The organism is Streptomyces sp. NPDC127108, from assembly GCF_042677545.1.
Classification (GTDB): domain Bacteria; phylum Actinomycetota; class Actinomycetes; order Streptomycetales; family Streptomycetaceae; genus Streptomyces.
Genome location: NZ_JBHXTE010000008.1, coordinates 48,708 through 65,657, shown reverse-complemented (window position 1 = coordinate 65,657; position 16,950 = coordinate 48,708). Strand labels below are relative to the sequence as shown.

The 16,950-nt window shown below is 70.1% G+C and carries 14 protein-coding genes; 2 read left to right on the top strand and 12 right to left on the bottom strand.

Annotated elements, in window-relative coordinates:
• The 3 genes from orn to ACFVHO_RS08775 form a co-directional block, all read right to left on the bottom strand.
• Entirely contained in the window at nucleotides 1–603 is a 603-nt protein-coding gene (gene orn / locus ACFVHO_RS08785) for an oligoribonuclease (RefSeq protein ID WP_385711635.1), read from the bottom strand.
• 10 nt (nucleotides 604–613) lie between these two features.
• Complete coding sequence (locus ACFVHO_RS08780) at nucleotides 614–1,951, bottom strand: helix-turn-helix domain-containing protein (RefSeq protein ID WP_385711633.1); 1,338 nt, start codon at nucleotides 1,949–1,951, stop codon at nucleotides 614–616.
• A gap of 396 nt (nucleotides 1,952–2,347) precedes the next feature.
• Nucleotides 2,348–2,611 carry a hypothetical protein gene (locus ACFVHO_RS08775; protein WP_385711841.1) on the bottom strand — a complete coding sequence of 88 codons (264 nt, stop codon included), beginning with the start codon at nucleotides 2,609–2,611 and terminating at the stop codon, nucleotides 2,348–2,350.
• Between the two features lie 691 nt (nucleotides 2,612–3,302).
• Between ACFVHO_RS08775 and ACFVHO_RS08770 the strand changes: the two genes are divergently transcribed.
• The gene (locus tag ACFVHO_RS08770) at nucleotides 3,303–3,827 is read left to right on the top strand and encodes a universal stress protein (RefSeq protein WP_385711631.1); all 525 of its coding nucleotides are present in this window, start codon (nucleotides 3,303–3,305) and stop codon (nucleotides 3,825–3,827) included.
• Nucleotides 3,828–4,237: 410 nt separating this feature from the next.
• On the opposite strand, the gene glmS is transcribed toward ACFVHO_RS08770, so the two are convergent.
• The 3 genes from glmS to ACFVHO_RS08755 form a co-directional block, all read right to left on the bottom strand.
• A complete protein-coding gene (gene glmS, locus ACFVHO_RS08765) occupies nucleotides 4,238–6,055 on the bottom strand; it encodes a glutamine--fructose-6-phosphate transaminase (isomerizing) (RefSeq protein WP_385711629.1) in 1,818 nt (605 codons plus the stop codon).
• Nucleotides 6,056–6,085: 30 nt separating this feature from the next.
• Nucleotides 6,086–6,343, bottom strand: a complete 258-nt coding sequence (locus tag ACFVHO_RS08760) for a hypothetical protein (RefSeq protein WP_289950522.1) — start codon at nucleotides 6,341–6,343, stop codon at nucleotides 6,086–6,088.
• A gap of 122 nt (nucleotides 6,344–6,465) precedes the next feature.
• On the bottom strand, nucleotides 6,466–7,359 hold the full coding sequence (locus ACFVHO_RS08755; RefSeq protein ID WP_385711627.1) for a DUF4429 domain-containing protein: 894 nt from the start codon (nucleotides 7,357–7,359) through the stop codon (nucleotides 6,466–6,468).
• A gap of 125 nt (nucleotides 7,360–7,484) precedes the next feature.
• On the opposite strand from ACFVHO_RS08755, the gene ACFVHO_RS08750 reads away from it, so the two are divergent.
• A complete protein-coding gene (locus ACFVHO_RS08750) occupies nucleotides 7,485–9,101 on the top strand; it encodes a beta-N-acetylhexosaminidase (RefSeq protein ID WP_385711625.1) in 1,617 nt (538 codons plus the stop codon).
• A 58-nt stretch (nucleotides 9,102–9,159) separates the two neighbouring features.
• Here ACFVHO_RS08750 and ACFVHO_RS08745 read toward each other — a convergent pair whose 3' ends face one another.
• The 6 genes from ACFVHO_RS08745 to ACFVHO_RS08720 form a co-directional block, all read right to left on the bottom strand.
• Nucleotides 9,160–10,962 carry an IucA/IucC family protein gene (locus tag ACFVHO_RS08745; protein WP_385711624.1) on the bottom strand — a complete coding sequence of 601 codons (1,803 nt, stop codon included), beginning with the start codon at nucleotides 10,960–10,962 and terminating at the stop codon, nucleotides 9,160–9,162.
• Nucleotides 10,959–11,561, bottom strand: coding sequence for a GNAT family N-acetyltransferase (locus ACFVHO_RS08740; RefSeq protein WP_385711622.1), 603 nt, complete (start codon nucleotides 11,559–11,561; stop codon nucleotides 10,959–10,961). Before ACFVHO_RS08740 ends, ACFVHO_RS08745 begins: the two co-directional genes overlap by 4 nt.
• 41 nt (nucleotides 11,562–11,602) lie before the next feature.
• Nucleotides 11,603–12,886: a lysine N(6)-hydroxylase/L-ornithine N(5)-oxygenase family protein gene (locus ACFVHO_RS08735; protein ID WP_385711620.1), complete on the bottom strand. Its 1,284-nt coding sequence runs from the start codon at nucleotides 12,884–12,886 to the stop codon at nucleotides 11,603–11,605.
• On the bottom strand, nucleotides 12,870–14,312 hold the full coding sequence (locus tag ACFVHO_RS08730; RefSeq protein WP_385711619.1) for a pyridoxal phosphate-dependent decarboxylase family protein: 1,443 nt from the start codon (nucleotides 14,310–14,312) through the stop codon (nucleotides 12,870–12,872). The genes ACFVHO_RS08735 and ACFVHO_RS08730 overlap by 17 nt, the downstream gene beginning before the upstream one ends.
• A gap of 320 nt (nucleotides 14,313–14,632) precedes the next feature.
• Nucleotides 14,633–15,679 carry an ABC transporter substrate-binding protein gene (locus ACFVHO_RS08725; RefSeq protein ID WP_385711617.1) on the bottom strand — a complete coding sequence of 349 codons (1,047 nt, stop codon included), beginning with the start codon at nucleotides 15,677–15,679 and terminating at the stop codon, nucleotides 14,633–14,635.
• 108 nt (nucleotides 15,680–15,787) lie between these two features.
• A complete protein-coding gene (locus ACFVHO_RS08720) occupies nucleotides 15,788–16,948 on the bottom strand; it encodes an acyl-CoA dehydrogenase family protein (protein ID WP_385711615.1) in 1,161 nt (386 codons plus the stop codon).
• Nucleotides 16,949–16,950: the final 2 nt, after the last annotated feature.

Genomic DNA, 16,950 nt, shown 5'->3' with positions numbered 1-16,950 from the left:
CTAATCCGCAGGCAGGACGTGCTTCGCGGCGATCGACTTGGCGGTGTCGGAGTCGGGCCCGGGCTGTGGGACGAAGATCGCCTCGCGGTAGTAGCGCAGCTCCGCGATGGACTCGCGGATGTCGGCGAGGGCGCGGTGGTTGCCGTTCTTGTCCGGGCTGTTGAAGTACGCCCGCGGGTACCAGCGCCGGGCCAGCTCCTTGATGGAGGAGACGTCCACGATGCGGTAGTGCAGGAAGTCCTCCAGGGTCGGCATGTCCCGCAGCAGGAAGCCGCGGTCCGTGCCGACCGAGTTGCCGCACAGCGGGGCCTTGCGGGGCTCCTTCACGTGCTGCCGGATGTAGGCGAGGACCTGCTCCTCGGCGTCGGCCAGCGTGGTGCCGCCGGCCAGCTCGTCGAGGAGCCCCGAGGTGGTGTGCATCTGCCGCACCACCTCGGGCATGGTCTCCAGGGCCGCGTCCGGCGGGCGGATCACGATGTCCACACCTTCGCCGAGCACGTTCAGTTCCGAGTCGGTGACCAGTGCGGCCACCTCGATAAGTGCGTCATCCGTCAGCGAGAGCCCGGTCATCTCGCAGTCGATCCACACCATGCGATCGTTCATGCGCCCAACCCTACGGCGCGCTCCTCTGACCGGGCAGGGGAGTGCGGCCCGGCGCGTACGCGTCGGAGTGCGGCCTGCCCGGATCCATCGGCAGGGACGCCGCCGCCCCGAGCGAGCTCGCGGCGGCCGTGCGCCGGGTCTGGGACGGCACGGGGCCCGGTGTCAGACCGGGATTCCCGCCGGGACCCGGCCCTGGCCCGTCCGTGGCGACCACGGAGGGCCCGGCGGAAACGGCGGCCGCGGCCGTGGCCGCGGATGCGGCCGACGGTGCCGAGGGCGCGCCCGGCACCGATGCCGCTGCTGCCGCCGATTCCAGGGACCGCTCGTTCTGTGGCCGCCGCGCCCGGTACGCCGCGCGGTACGCGGCGGGCGAGGAGCCGAGCTGGCGCCGGAAGTGGCCGCGCAGCGCGACCGGCGAGCGGAAGCCGCAGCGTCCGGCGACCTCGTCCACGGAGTAGTCGGAGGTCTCCAGGAGCCGCTGTGCCTGCAGCACCCGCTGAGTGATCAGCCACTGCAGGGGAGCGCTCCCGGTCAGCGAGCGGAACCGCCGGTCGAAGGTGCGCCTGCTCATATAGGCGCGGGCGGCCAGCGTCTCCACGTCGAACTGCTCGTGAAGGTGTTCGAGCGCCCAGGCGACGACCTCGGCGAGCGGGTCGGCGCCGATCTCCTCCGGCAGCGACCGGTCCAGATAGCGTTCCTGGCCGCCGGCCCGGCGCGGTGGCACGACCAGCCTGCGGGCGAGCGCGCCCGCCGCCTCATTGCCGTGATCGGTGCGCACGATGTGCAGACAGAGATCAATTCCGGCCGCGGTGCCGGCCGACGTCAGCACATCGCCGTCGTCGACGAACAGCTCGCGCGGGTCGACGTGCACGGACGGGTAGCGCTTGGCCAGCGTCGGCGCGTACATCCAGTGCGTCGTCGCCGGTCGGCCGTCCAGTAAACCGGCCGCGGCCAGGACGAACGCGCCGGTGCACAGTCCTACGATGCGCGCGCCCTCCTCGTGCGCGCGGCGCAGCGCGTCGAGTGCCTCCAACGGGGGTGGCGATGTGATCGAGCGCCAGGCCGGCACCACGACGGTGCCTGCCCGCGAGATCGCCTCCAGCCCGTGGGGCGCGGTCAGTTCGAGCCCGCCGGTGGTGCGCAGCGGTCCCTCTTCACCGGCGCACACGAGCAGCCGGTATCGAGGTACTCCCGCGTCCTGCCGGTCAATGCCGAACACGGAGAGAGGTATGGAACTCTCGAAAATGGGACCACCGCTGAAGAGCAGCACCGCGACGATCTCCCGACGTCGCCGCCCGGAGAGTTTCCGCGCCGCGGCTTCCTGCACGGCAGTGGAGTCGTGGCTCATGGTGCTAAGCCCCCCTCAGTCGTCGCGGCTCCCTGTTCTTGACGTGCTTTCTGGGCCTGTCGCTCCTGCACGTTTCCCCTCGGTCCTCCACCAGTCCCCCGCCGTACTACAGTCAAGATCGAATCTACTGCGTCATGTGACGCCGCTGTGACCAGTTCAGCACCCGGCGCATTGTCGACATGGCAACTTGGCGTGAAGCATTCGATCACGAAGCGTCGCACTCGTGGGCCGCGCAGGGAAGTGCGCCTTGTGCCAGTGGCCGGTCAACGTAGGGTGCAGAGGCCTTCCCCGCTCCTTTCACCCCTGGTGAGACGTGGGTTGACCCCCCGTTCCGCCAGGGAATGCCGACGGCCGGGAAGTTGGCTGAAAACGTTCGGGGGAGTGCGTGGGAATCAGTCAGTCCACCGGCGCGTCCGGCCCCGTGCGGCGGCCGCCCCGATGCGCCCCCGGCGCCTGCCGCTGACGCCGTCCGCGTGTGGCGGCGCCCCGCTGCGCACGGGCTCGAGCCGCCCCGCGCTCGGACTGCTGCAGGAGCACCCGGCACACCCCCGTCACGGCGGCGAGCCCCAGGGCCGCCCCGCCCGCGCCGGCCAGCGAGGTCCCGTACCCGACCAGGACCACCGGAACCAGGACGCAGGAGAAGGCCGCCCAGCGCACCACGTCGCTCGCCGACTCCTGCGGGGCGGGCGCCGGGGTCCCGGCGGGGCGGGGCGCCGGGACCCCGGGGGCCCGGCGCTCGCGCGCCCCCTCGGGTGCGCGGCGGCGGGTGGTGGCTGCGGCGACCGGGGCGGCGGTGGACGGTCCTGGCACGGCGTGCTCCCTGCGGCAGTGGTTTCGCACGGTGTGGCGGTGGCGGCGGATGTCTCCGAAAGAGTGGTTTCACGGGTTCAACGCGCGGCCGACCGGCCGGTCACTGGCCTGAAGGGGCCGCGCGCGCGAACCGGGCGTAAACCGCCTGTACGGGGCAGCCGCCATTGCCATCCGAGCCGGGCTCATGCATGCTCCGGTGAACGCCGTGAGGCCTCGGTGAGGCCTTGGGCGGGCCTTGTGCGGGCCCGCGACGGCGCCCCGGGGCCAGGCCCGGGCGGGGCCCCGCGGGGCCCCGGACGAGGCTCGTCGAGAGCTGGGCAGGAGAGGAGTGCGGCCGTACCCTTGGGGGTAAGGGGTTGGGAAGATGATTCCCGGACACGCGTCCGGTGATGTGCGTCGTCACGGTGCCCGACCTGCGGTGACCCGCACACGTCCGAACCTGCTCGTACTTGTTTGTGCCGCCCTGTTCCCTACCGCGCACCCAGATCGCGCACCCGAAAAAGCCGACCCTCCCACAGAGGACTCCTTCGCCGAGACACCGATGGCCGGTCACGAATTCTCCGAACCCGCGGACCGCAAGCGGCAGGTCGCCGATCCGAGCGCGACCCCCCAAGCGGCGGAACAACCACGTCACTCCTGCGATCCCGCCTTCCGGCACGGTGTCGTCGTCGGCTTCGACGGCTCGACATCCAGCGAGCGGGCCCTCGCCTACGCGATCGGGATGGCACACCGATCCGGCTCCGGCCTGATCATCGTCCACGTCGCCAACCGGCTGCCCACCACCGTCTGGGCGGGCTGCGAGCCCCCGGTCTTCGTCGACGTCCCGGACCACCGCACCGAGGTCCTCGGCCTCGAACTGGCCTGCGCCGAGTATCTGTCGGAAGTCCCCTGGATCCTGGTCGAGCGCGGCGGCGACATCTGCCACGAACTCGAAGAGGTCGGCCGGGAGTACTCCGCGGACGCCATCGTCGTCGGCTCGACGCACGGGATCGTGGGGCGCATCTTCGGGTCGGTCGCGGGCCGTCTCGCGCGCCGTGCGCAACGGCCCGTCGTGGTGATCCCCTAGCTTCGCAACTCCCTTTCGTCCCAGGTGGGATGAGGGGGCGCGGGGTGACGGCCGTCCATCGGCGGCGCATAAATCTACTCGTGCGTAGAGGTGGTTTGTTCCCTTGTGAAGGGTACATACCGCTTGTTGGGGCAGAACCACGGCCCCGTGCCCGTGCGGCGGCGTCCGGCGGTTCCCCGCGGACGCACGCGGCGTATGCCCTGCAGGTCGGGGGGTGACGGCCGCCGGCTGAGCAGGCGCGGGCCGGGGTAATGGGCGACCCCGGTCCCTCGAGGAACGGTCCCCTGTGCGCTTGGTGGCACACACAGGGGACCGTTCAGCTCTTTGCGGCTAAACCGCCGCCGCTCTCGCGGACCTGGTTGCTCGCCGCTGGGGTTGCTCAATTGTCGCTGCCGTGATCGACGGCAGAGTTACTCCACGGTGACCGACTTCGCCAGGTTCCTGGGCTTGTCGATGTCACGGCCGAGGGCCAACGCCGTGTGGTAGGCGAGGAGCTGGAGCGGGATGCCCATCAGGATCGGGTCCAGCTCGTCCTCGTTCTTCGGCACGACGATCGTGTGGTCGGCCTTCTCCTGCTCCCGGTGGGCGACGGCGAGGATCTTGCCGCTGCGGGCCTTGATCTCCTCCAGGGCCGCGCGGTTCTTCTCCAGGAGGTCGTCGTCGGGGACGATCGCGACCGTCGGCAGGGCGGGCTCGATGAGGGCGAGCGGGCCGTGCTTCAACTCGGAGGCGGGGTAGGCCTCGGCGTGGATGTAGGAGACCTCCTTGAGCTTCAGGGAGGCCTCGCGCGCCACCGGATAGCCGCGCACCCGGCCGATGAACAGCATCGACTTGGCCTCGGCGAACTCCTGCGCCAGCTTCTTGATCTCGTCCTCGCGCGCCAGCATCTGCTCGATCTGCGCGGGCAGTTCGCGCAGGCCCGCGATGATCCGCTTGCCGTCGGAGACCGACAGGTCGCGGATGCGGCCCAGGTGCAGGGCGAGCAGCGCGAAGGCGACGGTGGTGTTGGTGAAGCACTTGGTGGAGACGACGCAGACCTCCGGGCCCGCGTGCACGTACACGCCCGCGTCCGCCTCGCGCGCGATGGCCGAGCCGACGACGTTGACGATGCCGAAGACGCGGGCGCCCTTGCGCTTGAGCTCCTGCACGGCGGCGAGCACGTCGTAGGTCTCCCCGGACTGGGAGACGGCCACGTACAGGGTGTCCGGGTCGACGACCGCGTTGCGGTAGCGGAACTCGGAGGCGGGCTCGGCGTCGGCGGGGATGCGGGCCAGCTCCTCGATCATCTGGGCGCCGATCATGCCCGCGTGGTACGAGGTGCCGCAGCCGAGGATCTTGACGCGGCGCACCTTGCGGGCGTCGTGCGCGTCCAGGTTCAGGCCGCCGAGGTGCACGGTGGAGAAGCGGTCGTCGATGCGGCCGCGCAGGACGCGGTCCACGGCGTCGGCCTGCTCGAAGATCTCCTTGTGCATGTACGTGTCGTGGCCGCCCATGTCGTACGACTCGGCCTCCCACTCCACGGTGGTCGGCTCGGCCGAGGTGCGCGAGCCCTCGGTGGTGTACGTGCGGTAGTCGTCGGCCTTGATGGTGGCCATCTCGCCGTCGTCGAGGGTGACGACCTGGCGGGTGTGCGAGACCAGGGCGGCGACGTCGGAGGCGACGAACATCTCCTTCTCGCCGATGCCGAGGACGACGGGCGAGCCGTTGCGGGCGACCACGATGCGGTCGTTGAAGTCGGCGTGCAGGACGGCGATGCCGTAGGTGCCCTCGATGTGGCGCAGCGCCTCGCGGACCCGGTCCTCCAGCTTCTCGGCCGTGGAGCGGGCGATGAGGTGGGTGATCACCTCGGTGTCGGTCTCGGAGCGGAACTCGACGCCGTCGGCGATCAGCTTGGCGCGCAGGTCGGAGGCGTTGTCGATGATGCCGTTGTGGACGACGGCGACCTTGTTCTCGCCGTCCAGGTGGGGGTGGGCGTTCTCGTCGGAGGGAGCGCCGTGGGTGGCCCAGCGGGTGTGGGCGATGCCGGTGGTACCGGTGAAGCGCTTGGGGACGCGGGCCTCCAGGTCGCGGACGCGGCCCTTGGCCTTGACCATCTTCAGGCCGGTGGCCTTCGGGCTGGTGATGACGACGCCCGCGGAGTCGTAGCCGCGGTACTCCAGGCGCTGCAGGCCTTCCAGGAGCAGGGGGGCGACGTCACGCTTGCCGATATATCCGACGATTCCGCACATAAGGGTCCCTTGGGTTGGGGTGGACAGGGGTCAGCCGTAGACGATGCGGCGCAGCTGTCTGAGCGAGAGCTCGGGCGGCGCGACCGCGCGATAGCGCAGGTCCGCCGCGATCCGCTCGAAGATCTCCGTGTTCACCAGGCCCTGACCCTGGAGCTCACGGTGGCGGCGGCGGACGAACGCCTCGGTCGTCTCGTCGAAGTACGCGAGCACGTCCTGGATCACCCGCAGCGCCTCGCCGCGGTGCAGCTGGGTGGAGCGCGTCAGGTGATCGACAAGTTCTTCGTGCACCCGACGATCCTGGGGTACCAGGGGAGCTTTCGCAAGAATCCTGCCCGATATCGGGCAGGAACGGCTTGGTCCGTACTTTTATAGGGCCCTGAACCCTCTCGGGCTCCCCCCCCCAAGCCCCGTCACATCCGCTTCAGCACCGCCTGCTTGGCCGTCGCGAACTCCTCGTCCGTGAGGATCCCGCTCCGGTGCAGCTCGCCCAGCTCCCGCAGGCGCCGAAGGAGCGCGTCATGGCCGTCCTCGGCCGGGGCGGCGGAGGTCCCGGCCGCCGTCTCCTCGGCCGGGGCGTCCTGGGCGAGCACCGCCTTCGCGGCCGCGGCCGGGTGCGGCAGGCGGGCCTGCACGGCCGCCGCGACGAGCGCCATCAGCGGGTCCTTCTTGAAGCCCCACAGCTCCACCGAGTTCGGGTCGTACTTCGGCGGGGCCTTGGTGGGGGAGTTCTTCACCGTGAACCGCAGATAGCCGTTCTCCAGGCCGATGGCGGGCTGCCACTCCACGGCGGCCACGTCGGCCAGGGCGATGGAGCGGGTGCCGGAGGCCGCCTTGGCCTCCTCCGTCTTCCAGTTCCACTCCAGACGGACGTTCTCCCCGTCGAAACTCACCGTCGCGTCGCCCGCGGCGACCTGCAGCGGCACCGAGGGGCCCGGCAGCAGATAGCTCTCGCTGCCCTTGGCGGGGACCTGCTCCAGGAGCAGCGCGTTGCGCACCTCGTCGACCACGTACTCCGCGACGCCGTACCGGTCCGGCTCCACGGCCAGCTGGTACGGGTCGGAGGCGTCGGCGAGCTTGCCGCCCGTCGCCTGGAGCAGCGGGTCCGCGCCGTCGCGCAGCCGCAGCCGCAACCGGCCGTTCTTCTTGCCCTGTTCGAAGGCGATGCCCGCCAACGCCGCCAGGGGAAGGGTGAGTTCGCCGAGGGTCTTTCGCAGCAACGAGACGGCTTTGTCGCGGCCCGGCACGAGCCGCAGCGTCTCTCCGTCGAAGGTCCAGGTCCCGTCGCGCTGGATGATTTCCGCCATGAACCGATTCTCGCACCGCAGGCCAGGGCAGGTGGTCTACACCTTGACCCGGTCTGGGGTGCGCGGTACGCATGGTGACGGTTCGACTGCGCCACATCCGTGTTGCCCGGCGAAGGGACCCGCTTGTGAGACAGCACCACAGAACTGCCTGTGTCATCGGTTCGCTCCTGCTGATCGCAGCCGCCGGTACGTCGTCGTCGGCGGCCACCCCCACCAAGGCCCCGGATCGCGCCGGGCCCACACCGCTCGGCCAGATCGTGCCCGCGCCGATGAAGGTCGAGCCGGGCGGCGCCGGGTTCGAGATCACCGCCAAGACCCCCATCCGCGTCGGCAGCGGAAACCCCGACGAGCGCCGCCTCGGCGAGTACTTGGCGGGCATCCTGCGCCCCTCGACCGGATACCGGCTCCCCGTCACCGACCGCGAGGGCAAGGGCGGCATCCGGCTGCGCATCAGCGCCGAGCCGGAGAACAAGGTCCTCGGCGGCGAGGGCTACCGCGTGATCTCCACGCGCGGCTCCCTCACCATCACCTCCTGGTCGTCGACCGGTCTCCTCCACGGCGTCCAGACCGTGCGCCAGCAACTGCCCGCCGCCGTCGAGAAGAAGACCCCGCAGCGCGGCCCGTGGCGCGTCGCGGGCGGCACCATCAAGGACATGCCGCGCTACGCCTACCGCGGCGCGATGCTGGACGTGTCCCGGCACTTCTTCCCCGTCGAGCACGTCAAGCGCTACATCGACCAGCTGGCGCTCTACAAGATGAACAAGCTGCACCTGCACCTGAGCGACGACCAGGGCTGGCGCATCGCCATCGACTCCTGGCCGCGCCTGGCCACCTACGGCGGCTCCACGCAGGTCGGCGGCGGACCCGGCGGCCACTACACCAAGGACCAGTACAAGGACATCGTGGCCTACGCGGCGTCCCGCGGCCTCCAGGTGATCCCGGAGATCGACATGCCGGGCCACACCAACGCGGCCCTCGCCTCGTACGCCGAACTGAACTGCAACGGCGTCGCGCCACCGCTCTACACGGGCACGAACGTCGGCTTCAGCTCGCTGTGCGTCAACAAGGACGTGACGTACAAGTTCGTCGACGACGTGGTCCGGGAGCTGGCCGCCCTCACGCCCGGCGGGAGCGTGCACATCGGCGGCGACGAGGCGCACTCCACCAGCCACGAGGACTTCGTGACGTTCATGGGCAAGGTGCAGCCCGTCGTCGCCAAGTACGGCAAGACCGTGATGGGCTGGCACCAGCTGGCCGGGGCCAAGCCCGCCAAGGACGCCGTCGTCCAGTACTGGGGCTACGACCGCACCGGCCAGGCCGAGCGCGACCAGGTCGTGAACGCGGCGAAGCAGGGCACCAAACTGGTGCTCTCCCCGGCCGACCGCGCCTACCTCGACATGAAGTACGACAAGGACACCCCGCTCGGCCTCACCTGGGCGGGCTATGTCGAGGTGCAGCGCGCCTACGACTGGGACCCCGGCACGTATCTGCAAGGGGCCCCGGCGGACTCGGTCCTCGGGGTCGAGGCGCCGCTGTGGACGGAGACCCTGTCCACGCCCGCGCACCTGGACTACATGGCGTTCCCGCGGCTGCCCGGGATCGCCGAACTCGGCTGGTCGCCCGCGGCCACGCACGACTGGGGCGCGTACAAGGGCCGGCTCGCGGGGCAGGCGCCGCGCTGGGACGCGCTCGGCATCAACTACTACAAGTCGCCGCAGGTGCCCTGGCCCGCCGAGCGGTAGCCACGGCACGAACGGCTGAGCGGGGCTCCGCGGGACCGTCCGCGGAGCCCTGCCCGGTCTAGGCGATCGGGTTCTTGAGGGTCCCGATCAGCTGGAGGGCGCCCGCCGGGTCGGCGAGGTCCAGCATCTGCTCGTTGTCGCGCAGCTGGAGCCGGTTCAGGCAGGACAGCGCGAACTCGGGCGCGAACATGTCGTACTGCCGGAACTTGTCCGCGAGTTCGGGCATGGAGTGCTGGTAGTCGCGGACGCACTCGGCGACCGTGCGCCAGAAGACGTCCTCGTCGAGACGGCCCTCGGTGACGAGGCTCGCGGACAGGAAGCGGAAGAAGCAGTCGAAGACGTCCGTGAGGATCGACAGGAGTTTGCGGTCCTCGGGCACGTCGACGCGGATCCGCTCGACCTCGGGCGGAAGGACCGCCGTCGGGTCCATCACGGCGATCTCCTCGGCGATGTCCTTGAACAGGACCCGGTCGACGACACCGTCCTTCAACACCATGATCACGTTCTCGCCGTGCGGCATGAACACCAGGTCGTAGGCGTAGAAGCAGTGCAGCAGCGGCGTCAGATAGGCGCGCAGATAGCGGCGCAGCCACTCGGCCGGTGCCAGGCCCGAGCGGTCCATCAGGGCGCCCGCGAAGGACGCGCCGTCGCGGTCGGTGTGCAGGAGCGACGCCATGGTGGCGAGCCGCTCGCCCTCGCCGAGGGCGGACACCGGGCTCTCCCGCCACAGCGCGGCGAGCATCTTGCGGTACGGCGAGTAGCGGTCGGTCGCGGCCTCGTACTCCAGGTGCCGGTAGCCGACGGCGGCGCGCTCGCGGATGATGCCGAGGCCGGTGGACCTCAGGACCTCGTCGGCGGCGACGAGGCCGTACAGCCAGTCGTTGATGGCCGGGGTCGCCTTCATGTACGCGGCCGAGAGCCCGCGCATGAAGCCCATGTTGATGACGGACAGGGCCGTCTTCACATAGTGCTTTGCCGGGGCGGAGGCGTTGAAGAACGTCCGGATCGACTGCTGGGCCAGATACTCGTCGTCGCCCTCGCCCAGGCACACCAGACGCCGGTCGGCGACCTCGGCGGCGAAGGTCACGGAGAGCTTGTTCCACCACTGCCAGGGGTGGGCCGGGATGAGCAGGTAGTCGGCCGGGTCGAGGTCCTGGGCGCGCAGCACCGCGTCGAACCGGTCCAGGGTCTCCCTGCCCAGCTCGGCGCGGAGGAACGACTCGTACTCCAGGCCCTCACCCGCGGTGAACGCGGCCCGGTCGCGCCGCGCCGCCAGCCAGATCAGCCGGACGGGGCTCGCGGTCTCGGGGGCGTACGAGAGGTACTCGTGCACGCCGAAGCCGAGCCGTCCGTTGTTGGCGACGAAGCAGGGGTGGCCCTCGGTCATGCCGGTCTCGATCTCCTGGAACCCGGCGGTGGCGAGGTCGGCTGCGGAGACGTGGGGCTTGGCGAGTTTGAAGCAGGTGCCGGAGAGGGTGGAGGAGATCTCCTCCAGGTACACCGGCAGGACCTTGTCGCTCAGACCGAGGGAGGTGCGCAGCTCGGTGAAGAACTCCAGGGCGTTCAGGGGGAGTTCGGTGCCGTCGCGGTGGCGGGTGATCGAGGCGGCGTCGACGGCCCAGTGGTCGAGGGCGAAGACGCGGGCGGCGAAGCGGTAGCGGGTCAGGCCGTCGTCGCTGCGCACGACGTACCGGCCCGCGCCGAGGTCCTCCGGCGTGAGCAGCCGCTCGTGCGCGAACTCGGCGAGGGCCTTGCGGATGAGGAGCCGGTTGGCCTCCGCCCAGCGCTCGGGGTTCAGATGGTCCACGGCCTCGGCCTGGGGGGACAGGCGGGTGCGGGGTGCGGTGGGCGTCAGGGTCATGTCCGTGCTCCAGAAACTGCGGTGGGGCGTGCTGCCACGGCGTGGCGCACCACGGCCGCCTCGTAGCTCTCGCGGGTGCAGAAGCTGAGCAGGGCCCGCTTCTCCGGCTTGTCGATCTCGCGCTCCGGCACGAAGCCGACCTCCTCGTTGAGGCGGTGCACGGCCGTGTTGGTGACGTCGGGCTCGACGACGACGCGATGGGTGCGCGGGTCGGCGAACAGGTGCTCCATCACCGTGGAGATGACGGCGCGGGTGAAGCCGTGCACCGGCCGGTCGGTGGGGGCGACCAGGAAGTGCATGCCGACGTCACCGGGCTCGGGCTCGTACAGGCCGACCAGCTCGATGTACCGGGGGTCGTAGCGCTCCATCAGGAACGCGGGCTCCCCGTCGTGCAGGCCGACGAACGCGTCGTGGTGCTCGGAGGCCGCGACGGCCATGTACTCGCGCTCGATGTCGTGCAGCTTCGCGCCCTGGAGCAGCCAGAAGGCCGCCTTGGGGTGGGTGACCCAGGAGTGCACCAGCTCGGCGTCCTCGAACGGGTCGAGGGGGCGCATGGTGAGGGTGCCTACACCGCGGTCCAGGCTCGGCCGGCGTCTCATGCCGCTCACCCCGCTCGTCCTGCCCGTCCCTTTCATCCAGCTCATACGGCGAACTCCTGGAAGGCGATGGACTTCTCGACCGGGTAGACCTCGCGGCCGAGCAGCTCACGGATGATGTACGCGTTGCGGTAGGGGCCCATGCCGAGGTCGGGGCTGGTCATGGAGTGGGTGTGTACGGCGGCGTTCTGCAGGAAGACGCCCCGGCCGCTCGCGTCCACGGAGTAGTTGCGGGCCACGTCGAAGCGGCCGCGGCCGTCGAAGCGCAGGTGCTCGCGCAGCGGCTCAAGGAAGGCGGGGACGGCGTACCGGTAGCCGGTGGCGAGGATCAGGCCCTCGGTCGTCATCTCGAAGTCCTTGCCCTGCTCCTCCTGACGCAGGCCGAGGGTGTAGACGCCGCCTGTGTGACGGGCGTGCCGCAGACTGGAGTTGGTGAGCAGCCGGGTGGGCACGGGCCCGTCCAGGTTCTTCTGGTAGAGCAGGTCGAAGATGGCGTCGATCAGTTCCCCGTCGATGCCCTTGAACAGGCTTTTCTGCTGGCTCTCCAGGCGGTAGCGGGTGTCCTCGGGCAGCGCGTGGAAGTAGTCGATGTACTCCGGAGAGGTCATCTCCAGGGTCAGCTTCGTGTACTCCAGCGGGAAGAAGCGCGGGGAGCGGGTCACCCAGTTGAGGCGGTAGCCGTGGGTGTCCATGTCGGCGAGCAGGTCGTAGTAGATCTCCGCGGCGCTCTGGCCGCTGCCGACGATCGTCAGGGAGTTCTTCTTCTGCAGCTCCTCCTTGTGCTCCAGGTAGCGGGAGTTGTGCAGGAAGTCGCCGCCGAGGCCCTCGCACGCCGCCGGGATGTGCGGCGGGGTGCCGGTGCCGAGGACGAGGTGGCGGGCGCGCAGGGTGTCGCCGGATTCCGTCGTCACGTCGTACACGCCGCCCGCGTACGTCACCCGGGTCACGGTCGTGCCGAAGCGGACGGAGGAGAGTTTCCCGGCGGCCCAGCGGCAGTAGTCGTTGTACTCCCGGCGCAGCGGATAGAAGTTCTCGCGGATGTAGAAGGAGTACAGGCGGCCCGATTCCTTCAGGAAGTTCAGGAAGGAGTACGGGGACGTGGGGTCGGCGAGCGTCACCAGGTCCGACATGAACGGCGTCTGCAGATGGGCGCCGTCGAGGAACATGCCCGCGTGCCACTCGAAGTCCGGCTTGGACTCCAGGAACACCCCGTTCAGCTCGTCGAGGGGCTCGGTGAGACAGGCGAGGCCGAGGTTGAAGGGCCCGAGGCCGATGCCGATGAAGTCGTACGTCGGCTGCGCTTCGCGGAGGTCAGCTGGCGCGGTCAAGGTTCTCTCCCAGGTACTGCTCGGCGTGGCCGGCTATCAGATCGAGGACGGCGGCGATGTCGGCGGCCGTGGTCTCGGGGTTGAGCAGGGTGAACTTCAGGTACTGCCGGTCGCCCACCTTGGTGCCCGCGACCACGGCGGCACCGGAGGCGAACAGGGCCTTGCGGGCGTACAGGTTGGCGCGGTCGATGGCGGCCGGGTCGCAGATCGCCGCCGGGATGTAGCGGAAGACGAGGGTGGACAGGCTCGGCTGTACGACCACGTCGAAGCGCGGGTCGGCGGCGAGCAGGTCGAAGCCCTCGGCCGCCAGGTCGCACACCTCGTCGAAGAGGTCGCCGATGGCGTCCGCGCCCATCACGCGCAGCGTCATCCACAGTTTCAGCGCGTCGAAGCGGCGGGTCGTCTGCAGGGACTTGTCGACCTGGTTGGGGATGCGCTCGGCCGCCGCGCGCCGCGGGTTCAGATACTCGGCGTGGTACGTGGCGTGCCGCAGCGTCGCCGCGTCCCGGACGAGCAGCGCCGACGAACTGACCGGCTGGAAGAACGACTTGTGGTAGTCGACCGTGACGGAGTCGGCGCGCTCGATGCCGTCGAGCAGGTCACGGCGGGTGCGCGAGGCGAGCAGACCGCAGCCGTAGGCGGCGTCGACGTGCATCCAGGTCTCGTACTGCGCGCAGAGGTCGGCGATCTGCGGCAGCGGGTCGATGGAGCCGAAGTCGGTGGTGCCCGCGGTCGCGACGACGGCCATGGGGACGAGGCCCTCGCGGTCGAGGCGGGCCAGCTCGCGGGCGAGCGCCACGGTCTGCATGCGCTTGTCGCGGTCGGTGGGGATCACGATGACGGCGTCCTGGCCGAGGCCCAGCATCTTCGCGGCCTTCTGGACGCTGAAGTGGCCGACCTCGGAGGCGAGGATGCGCAGCCGGCCGGGAGAGTCCGTCTTGGCCTCCTCGCGGGCGAGCAGCAGCGCCTGCTGGTTGGACTGGGTGCCGCCGGAGGTGAACACGCCGTCGGCGGCGGGCCCGAGGCCGATGCGCTCGGCGGTCCAGTCGATCAGGCGGCGCTCGATGAGGGTGCCGCCCGCGGACTGGTCCCAGGTGTCCAGGGACGAGTTCACGGCGGACAGGACGGCCTCGCCGAGCACGGCCGGGATGACGACCGGGCAGTTGAGGTGGGCCAGGTAGCGGGGGTGGTGGAAGTAGACGGCGTCGCGCAGGTACAGCTCGTCCAGCTCGTCGAGGGCGGCGCCGGTGTCGTGCAGCGGGGTGTCGAGGTCGACGGCCTCGACGCGGGGGGTGAGAGCGTCCGCGGAGACGCCGGTGAACGGACGGGAGGTGGTGGCGATTCTGGCCGCCACCCGCTCGACTCCTTCGGTCACGGAGGCGCGGTACCGCTCCGTGGTGGTGTCATTGAGCAGGTGCGAGCGCATGAACTGTCCTCCAGGTGAGGGGACTTGGTCGCGCCCCCGGGACAGGGCACAGCAGGGAGGGCCGGGGGCGCGACATGGAACTTAGGTTAGCCTAACCTAAGTTCTTCGCGACAGGGTCCGGAGCCCCCTTCCGTCTCACGACTCACCGGGATATTCACGAGTCATCCACAAACCCGCAGGTCACAAACGCAGCGCCGCCCGGCTGCGGAGAGCAGCGGGCGGCGCTGGGGGATCTCATAGCCCGTCCGGCGTTTGAGGACGAGCCAGGCCGAAGGCCGCGACTCGACGGCGCGACAAGGCCGACGTGCACCAGGCTCCGGTCAGGAGACCTTCTTCGCCTTCTCGATGGCCTTGGCCAGGTCCTCCAGGATCGGCGCGCACTTGGCGTACGAGAAGATCGGCTCCGTCACGCGCGGGACGACCTGGCCGGCCTTGACGGCGGGCAGCTTCCCCCACGTGGGCTTCTGCTTCGCCAGATCCGCCGGCTGCAAGGCCGACGTGCGGTTGTCCATCATGATGACGTCGGCCTTGTACTGGTCGACGTTCTCCCAGGACAGGTTCTCGAACCAGCCCCCGCTCTCCTTCTTGGCCTTCTCCGGCGGCTCGACGATGTTCACGCCGAGCGCCTTGAAGTACTCCAGGTCGGCGGAGAGGTCGGAGCCGGAGACGTAGAAGATCTCGGCGCTCGCCGAGCCGACGAGGACCTTGATCTCCGGGCGGGACTTCGCGGCCTTGCGCAGCCGCTCCGCCGCGGCCTCGAAGCGCTTCTTCGCCGTGACGACCTTGTCGGACTTCACGTCCGCGCCGAGCGACTCGGCGAGGTCGAGGATGCGCGCGAGGGGCTTGGTCATCTGGCGGTCGTAGACGGAGATCCCGACGCTCGGGGCGAGCCCCAGGATCTTGTCCTTGGACTGCTCGGGGACGTACCAGAGGGTGCCCTTGTCGTCGAACATCGTGGAGATCAGGACGTCCGGCTGGAGGCCCACGTACTTCTCGATGTTGAACTGGTCCCAGGCGTTGCCGAGGACGGTCACCTTGCTGATGTCCATGTCACCGGCCTGGACGTCCGGCTTGCCGTCCTTGGTCTTCGTCGGGCCGAAGACGCCCTTGACCTCGATGCCGTAGTCGTACAGCGCGGCCGCGACACCGGTGAACGCCACGATGTTCGCGGGCGTCGAGTCGGTCTTGGCCGTCTTGCCGCGGTCGTCCTTGAAGGACCAGGGGCCGCCGTCCTTCGTGCCGCCGCCCGAGCCACCGCTCTTGTCCTTCTTCTCGTCCCCGCAGGCGGCGAGGACGGCGGTGAGCCCGAGGGCGCCGCCCGCGGCGAGGATGCCGCGGCGCGAGGGCGTGCGGAGGCTGTGGGACATGAGGTCTCTGCTTTCGTACGGGGCGCTGGCCGGAAGTGGTGCTTAGGTTAACCTAACCTTCCTTCCGGTCCAGCGGCCCCCCGCACCGGGCTCCGCCCGGGCCGTGCCTCAGCTGGTGAGGCCCAGCTCCCGGGCGATCAGCATGCGCTGCACCTCGCTCGTGCCCTCGCCGATCTCCAGGATCTTCGAGTCCCGCCACATCCGCGCCACCGGGTACTCGTTCATGAAGCCGTACCCGCCGTGGATCTGCGTGGCCTCGCGCGCGTTGTCGACGGCGACCGTCGACGAGTACAGCTTCGCGAGCGCCGCCTCCTTCTTGAACGACTCGCCGGAGACGAGCCGCGAGGCCGCGTCGCGCCAGGCCAGGCGTGCCGTGTGCGCCTTCATCTCCATGTCGGCGATCTTGAACTGGATGGCCTGGTTGGTGCCGATCGGCCGCCCGAACGCGTGCCGCTCCTTGGCGTACTTCACCGACTCGTCGACACAGCCCTGCGCGAGCCCCGTGCCGAGCGCCGCGATCGCGATCCGGCCCTCGTCCAGGATCCGCAGGAACTGCGCGTACCCGCGCCCGATCTCACCCAGCAGGTTCGCCCGCGGCACCCGCACGTCGGCGAACGACAGCTCCCGGGTGTCCGAGGCGTTCCAGCCGACCTTCGAGTACGGCGCCGCGACCGTGAAGCCAGGCGTGCCGGACGGCACGATGATCGAGGAGATCAGCGGCTTGCCCGCGTCCGTGCGCCCCGTGACGGCCGTGACCGTCACCAGGCCCGTGATGTCGGTCCCGGAGTTGGTGATGAAGCACTTCGTGCCGTTGATGACCCACTCGTCGGTCGCCTCGTCCAGACGCGCCGTCGTGCGCGTACCGCCCGCGTCGGAGCCGCCGTCCGGCTCGGTCAGGCCGAAGGCGCCCAGGATCTCGCCGGAGCACAGCCGCGGCAGCCACTCCCGCTTCTGCTCCTCGGTGCCGAACAGGTGCAGCGGCATCGCGCCGAGCGAGACACCCGCCTCCAGCGTGATCGCCACGGACGAGTCGACGCGCGCCAGCTCCTCCAGGGCGATGCCGAGCGCCAGGTAGTCGCCGCCCATGCCGCCGTACTCCTCGGGGAAGGGCAGCCCGAAGAGCCCCATGCGGCCCATCTCGCGCACGATCTCGTACGGGAACTCGTGCCGCTCGTAGAGGTCGCCGATCTTCGGGGCGATCACGTCGTGGGCGAACGCCTCGACGGTGCGCCGGAGTTCCTCGTGCTCGGGGGAGAGGTGGTGGTCCATCG

Coding starts and splice junctions, on each gene's coding strand:
- ACFVHO_RS08720 (WP_385711615.1), bottom strand. CDS start 16,948: ATGGACCACCACCTCTCCCCCGAGCACGAGGAACTCCGGCGCACCGTC.
- ACFVHO_RS08740 (WP_385711622.1), bottom strand. CDS start 11,561: ATGAGACGCCGGCCGAGCCTGGACCGCGGTGTAGGCACCCTCACCATG.
- ACFVHO_RS08730 (WP_385711619.1), bottom strand. CDS start 14,312: ATGCGCTCGCACCTGCTCAATGACACCACCACGGAGCGGTACCGCGCC.
- ACFVHO_RS08745 (WP_385711624.1), bottom strand. CDS start 10,962: ATGACCCTGACGCCCACCGCACCCCGCACCCGCCTGTCCCCCCAGGCC.
- orn (WP_385711635.1), bottom strand. CDS start 603: ATGAACGATCGCATGGTGTGGATCGACTGCGAGATGACCGGGCTCTCG.
- ACFVHO_RS08725 (WP_385711617.1), bottom strand. CDS start 15,679: ATGTCCCACAGCCTCCGCACGCCCTCGCGCCGCGGCATCCTCGCCGCG.
- glmS (WP_385711629.1), bottom strand. CDS start 6,055: ATGTGCGGAATCGTCGGATATATCGGCAAGCGTGACGTCGCCCCCCTG.
- ACFVHO_RS08780 (WP_385711633.1), bottom strand. CDS start 1,951: ATGAGCCACGACTCCACTGCCGTGCAGGAAGCCGCGGCGCGGAAACTC.
- ACFVHO_RS08770 (WP_385711631.1), top strand. CDS start 3,303: ATGGCCGGTCACGAATTCTCCGAACCCGCGGACCGCAAGCGGCAGGTC.
- ACFVHO_RS08755 (WP_385711627.1), bottom strand. CDS start 7,359: ATGGCGGAAATCATCCAGCGCGACGGGACCTGGACCTTCGACGGAGAG.